Origin of the sequence: Mesorhizobium sp. M2A.F.Ca.ET.067.02.1.1 (genome assembly GCF_004023285.1) — a bacterium.
Lineage (GTDB): Bacteria > Pseudomonadota > Alphaproteobacteria > Rhizobiales > Rhizobiaceae > Mesorhizobium.
In genome coordinates this window covers 1-3,481 of sequence record NZ_RZSB01000638.1, presented here as the reverse complement: position 1 = coordinate 3,481, position 3,481 = coordinate 1, and the positions used below count along the sequence as shown (strand labels likewise).

Annotated in this window: 4 protein-coding genes; 3 read left to right on the top strand and 1 reads right to left on the bottom strand. The window is 65.4% G+C overall.

Annotation, left to right across the window (positions count from 1 at the left end; all coding sequences use genetic code 11):
• Positions 1-138 precede the first annotated feature (138 nt).
• Positions 139-684: a YbhB/YbcL family Raf kinase inhibitor-like protein gene (locus tag EOA28_RS29140; protein ID WP_127253823.1), complete on the top strand. Its 546-nt coding sequence runs from the start codon at positions 139-141 to the stop codon at positions 682-684.
• A 200-nt stretch (positions 685-884) separates the two neighbouring features.
• On the opposite strand, the gene yghU is transcribed toward EOA28_RS29140, so the two are convergent.
• A complete protein-coding gene (gene yghU / locus EOA28_RS29135; RefSeq protein WP_127253824.1) occupies positions 885-1,754 on the bottom strand; it encodes a glutathione-dependent disulfide-bond oxidoreductase in 870 nt (289 codons plus the stop codon).
• A 223-nt stretch (positions 1,755-1,977) separates the two neighbouring features.
• On the opposite strand from yghU, the gene EOA28_RS29130 reads away from it, so the two are divergent.
• Both EOA28_RS29130 and EOA28_RS29125 read left to right on the top strand, forming a co-directional pair.
• On the top strand, positions 1,978-2,880 hold the full coding sequence (locus tag EOA28_RS29130; protein WP_126061437.1) for a S1C family serine protease: 903 nt from the start codon (positions 1,978-1,980) through the stop codon (positions 2,878-2,880).
• A gap of 6 nt (positions 2,881-2,886) precedes the next feature.
• Positions 2,887-3,481, top strand: a 595-nt coding sequence (locus EOA28_RS29125) for a LysR family transcriptional regulator (RefSeq protein ID WP_148670916.1), incomplete at its 3' end; no start/stop codon positions are given.

The following is a 3,481-nucleotide window of genomic DNA, read 5'->3' as shown; positions in this document are numbered from 1 at the left end:
CCACCTCCATGGTCCGTACGAAAGAGCCCCGACGGCCTCCACCGGCGGGGCTTTTTTCGTTGTCCGAGCAGGCCACCACGTCGGCTGCCCTTTTTCGGGCTGCTTTTGCGCTACGCTGGATTGTTCAGGGAGGATAGGATGAGTTTGCGCCTCGGCTTCACCATGCTTGCCCTCGTCGCCTTCGCCACCCAGGCCCAGGCCTTCGAGATCTCCAGCCCGTCGGTCTCCGACGGCAAATGGAATGCGAAATATCTCGGCGACAAGGCCGGCTGCGGCGGCAAGAGCGTCTCGATCGCGCTCGCCTGGAAGGATCCGCCGGCCGGCACCAAGAGCTATGCGCTGACCATGTTCGATACCGACGCCAATGGCGGCAAGGGTTTCTGGCACTGGCTGGCCTGGAACATCCCGGCCAGCGCCAAGGGCCTGGGTGAGGGCGCCGGCGCCGAGGGCGGCAAGCGCATGCCCAAGGGCTCGGTGCTGGGCAAGGGCGGCGTCGGCCGCGCAGGCTATTTCGGCCCATGCCCGCCGCCCGGCAGCGGCCAGCACCACTATGTCTTCACGCTCTACGCGCTTGGCGACAAGACGCTGCGCATACCGGACAATCCCTTGCCGGATATGGTCTCCGTCGCCGCCAAGAGTTCGGCGCTGGGCGAGGCGACGGTGACGTATACGTATGGGAGGTAGCTACAGTTGATCTCCCGGCGACCTTCGCCTTCGTCATCCTAGGGCGAAGCAAGGAGCGAAGCGACGCGCGCAGACCCTAGGATCCATGCCGTTACGCTAAGGCGTTGAAACGGCTAAGAATTCTGCTCCGTTGCGCCCTTCGGCGCGCGTCACGGCATGGATCCTCGGGTCAAGCCCGAGGATGACGAATGTCGGCGGGGTTACTCCGCCGCTTCCAACTTGTCCTGCGTCTTCGTCTCGAAGTCGCTGGCGTCGTGGCGCTCGCGCAGCTGGAAGGACGGATCGCCGGACATGCGGTTGACCATGCGGCCGCGCGTCACGGCCGGCCGCGCGTCGATCGCGTCGGCCCAGCGCTGCACGTTCTTGTATTCATGCACCGACAGGAACTGCGCGGCATCATTGTAGCTGCGGCCCTTGGCGAGCCCGCCATACCATGGCCACACCGCCATGTCGGCGATCGTGTAGTCCGGGCCTGCGAGATATTCGCTCTCCGCCAGCCGGCGGTCGAGCACGTCCATCTGCCGCTTGGTCTCCATGGCGAAGCGGTCGATGGCGTATTCGATCTTTTGCGGCGCATAGGCGTAGAAATGGCCGAAGCCGCCGCCGAGATAGGGCGCCGAACCCATCTGCCAGAACAGCCAGGAGAAGGTTTCCGCGCGCGCCGCGCGCTCGGTGGGCAGGAATTCGCCGAACTTTTCCGCGAGATAGGTGAGGATCGAGCCGGACTCGAACACACGCACCGGCTTCGGCTCGCTGTGGTCCATGAGCGCCGGGATCTTCGAGTTTGGATTGACCTGGACGAAGCCGCTGCCGAACTGGTCGCCGTCGCCGATCTTGATCAGCCAGGCATCGTATTCCGCGCCGGTGTGGCCAAGCGCCAGAAGCTCCTCGAGCATGATCGTCACCTTCTGGCCGTTGGGCGTGGCCAGCGAGTAGAGCTGCAACGGGTGCTTGCCGACCGGCAGCTCCTTCTCATGCGTGGGACCGGCGATCGGCCGGTTGATCGAAGCGAACTGGCCGCCATTGGGCTTGTTCCAGGTCCAGACTTTCGGCGGGATATATTGGTCCATGTCGGGAGGCCTTGTGTTTCGCGCAGGGCGGAGCGTTTCGTGAAGGGCGGGAAATCTGCCACGATGCCGATAGACTTAGGTGCGGTTGCGCGCGCGTCAAAGAAAAAAGTTCAACCTTCGTTGAACTAGCGCTTGTGCCAGCCCCGCAACGGGAAAATCCACCCTTGCGCCGCGCTCCTTCGGCCATACTTATAGAACAAAACCCGCAACGCAGGATGGATCGATGACCGTCGAGAAAATTTCGCGCTCCGTCGTTGCCGTGCGCGCCACGGTTCCGGACGACGCTTTCACCGCCAATGCGCTGGGCACGCGCCGCGAGGGCAGCGGCGTGGTGATCCGCGACAATGGCCTTGTGCTTACGATAGGCTACCTCATCACCGAGGCCGAGGAAGTGTGGCTGACCGACCAGGATGGCCGCGTGGTCGCCGCGCATGCGCTGGCCTACGACCAGGAGACCGGCTTCGGCCTCGTGCAGGCGCTGTCGCCGCTCAACCTTCCGGCTGTCCAGTTCGGCGATGCCAGGAAGGCCAATATCGGTGACGCGGTGACGCTTGCCGACGGCATCGGCCAGCAGGTCGACGCCCACATCGTCACCAAGCAGGAATTCGCCGGCTATTGGGAATATCTGATCGACGAGGCGATCTTCATCGCGCCCGCGCATCCGTCCTGGGGCGGGGCGGCGCTGTTCGACCGCGACGGCAAGCTGCTCGGCATCGGCTCGCTGCGGCTGCAGATGAGCCGCGCCGGCGAGGTGGCCGACATCAACATGGTGGTGCCCATCGATCTTCTGACGCCGATCCTCGATGATCTCATCAAGCGCGGCCAGGCGGCGAAAGCGCCGCGTCCGTGGCTCGGCGCCTTCTCGGCAGAGTCGAACGGCATGGTGGTGGTGATGAGCGTCGCCGAAGGCGGCCCGGCAGCCAAGGCGGGCCTGCGCCAGGGCGACATCATCTCCGACGTGCGCGACGGTGAGGTGGACGGCCTGGCCGATTTCTACAGGAAACTCTGGCAGAATCCGGCCGGCTCGGAAATCCCGCTGCGCGTCGTGCGCGACGGCCGCGAGACCTGGCTGCGCGTCAAATCCGCCGACCGCAATTCCTTCCTTAAGAAGCCGCAACTGCAGTAGCGCCGGATGCATCCAAGGCTGCTGAAAACCTTTCTGGCGGTCGCGCGGACGGGCAACGTCACGCGCGCCGCGCAGGAGGTCAATCTCGCCCAGTCGAGCGTCAGCGATCAGATCCAGGCGCTGGAAACCGAGCTTGGAGCCGGCCTGTTCACCCGCTCGCGGCAGGGGCTCACCCTGACGCCGGCGGGCGAGGCCCTGAAACCCTATGCCGAGGACCTGCTGGCGCTTGCCGACGCCGCCCGCGCCGCCGTCGATGCCACCAAAGCCGACATGGCAGGCAGCCTGTCGATCGGCGCGCTGGAGACGATCGCCTCGGCAAGGCTGGCTCCATGGCTCGCCCGTTTCCGTGCCGCCCATGCCGGCATCGACATCAAGCTCCGGATCGCCGGCAGCGGCGACTTGCTGCGCAGGCTCAGCGATGGCGAGATCGATGTCGCCTTCTGCTTCGAGCGGCCGCCTGAGCTCGATACCAGCGCATCCGACCAGCGCCTTGCCAGGCGCGTGGTGGCGGTCGAGCCGCTGGCGCTGATCGCGCCGCCTGGCGACAACCATGTGGATGTCGACCTGGCGACGCTGGCCGAGAAGCATTTCGTTGCCACCG

Bases quoted from the DNA above. Each gene is read 5' to 3' on its own strand.
- EOA28_RS29140 (WP_127253823.1), top strand. From the start codon at position 139: ATGAGTTTGCGCCTCGGCTTCACCATGCTTGCCCTCGTCGCCTTCGCC.
- yghU (WP_127253824.1), bottom strand. From the start codon at position 1,754: ATGGACCAATATATCCCGCCGAAAGTCTGGACCTGGAACAAGCCCAAT.
- EOA28_RS29130 (WP_126061437.1), top strand. From the start codon at position 1,978: ATGACCGTCGAGAAAATTTCGCGCTCCGTCGTTGCCGTGCGCGCCACG.